Consider the following 1,070-nt stretch of genomic DNA (forward strand, 5'->3'; position numbering starts at 1 on the left):
GACATCAACTGGCAAGACCTAGGAAAACAATCCGCCACGGAAGTTAAAAACATCGTCAAAGGCCTGCGCGATTCACTTGATGACATGTCTACCAGTTGGCACTACGACCTACTGCTTCCAGACGCCGCCATCGAAGGCATGCAAGCCACGGTAAAACGCCTAGACGAGGTCACCCCCAAAATCGACCAGCATATGCAACAAGCCGCCCAAGAAATCGGGCAGCGAGTTAATAAAGCACTGGATGAATATCAAGGGGAGTTACCACAGGTTGGCGTTACCAATGTGCCGAAGAAATCTAAAGCGCCGGAGCTTTCAGCTCCAGAAGGAAACGATCTCAAAGGTGCCCCTGTTAACAAAGTTAATCCGCCATCACGTAAGGCGCCTAGTGACTTTACGCAGCATAAATCATTAAACCATAGAAAAGCGGCTGCGGGTGAGTACAATGCCCATCAATTAATGACGGAAAAAGGCTTTGTACCATTAGGTAAAACCGACGGTAATTTTAAGCCCGGCGAAACTGGTATAGATGGGATTTATTTGCACCCAAATCCACCACCTGATTATGCTTTCACTGAAGCGAAATACAATAAAAGTAAATTGGGAAAAACCAAAACAGGCAAGCAACTGAGTGATCAGTGGCTAACGGAAAAACGGCTCAGGAAAGCTGGGTTGAACGAGGAACAGATAGCAGACATACTAGAAGCCATTGAAGATAATGATGGCAGAGTCATAAAATTGCTTATCCGTAATAAATTGGATGGCAATCTAATAGTAAATATACTGGATAAAAACGCCCACAATATTGGTAAAGCAACCGGATTTTAGGACATATAAATGCAAAGAGATAATTTGAGAGATATTGATTATTACAATGATAGAGTTAACTTTAGAGTAAAGGTTATCGAAAAAAAAATACAGAAAGTCCAACCTGATAGTCAGTTTGAAGCTGAAGTCAAAATGAAAGGTTCATTTAGGCTAGTTAGTGACTCATTATATCTTCTTCATCAGAAATACTCTCGCGGCGATGATCTCTCAGAATTTAAGCCACTTTTATTAAATATGTTGACCTA

The 1,070-nt window shown here is 41.8% G+C and carries 1 protein-coding gene and 1 pseudogene; both read left to right on the forward strand.

The window, feature by feature from the left end; genetic code table 11:
- Window positions 1–84: 84 nt before the first annotated feature.
- Window positions 85–342, forward strand: a pseudogene (locus DRB05_RS23120) (hypothetical protein); the annotation flags it as partial.
- A gap of 492 nt (window positions 343–834) precedes the next feature.
- On the forward strand, window positions 835–1,070 hold a 236-nt coding region (locus DRB05_RS00220; RefSeq protein ID WP_128725171.1), incomplete at its 3' end, for a PoNe immunity protein domain-containing protein.

The sequence above is a fragment of the Pseudoalteromonas sp. A757 genome (assembly GCF_004103285.1).
GTDB lineage: Bacteria > Pseudomonadota > Gammaproteobacteria > Enterobacterales > Alteromonadaceae > Pseudoalteromonas > Pseudoalteromonas galatheae.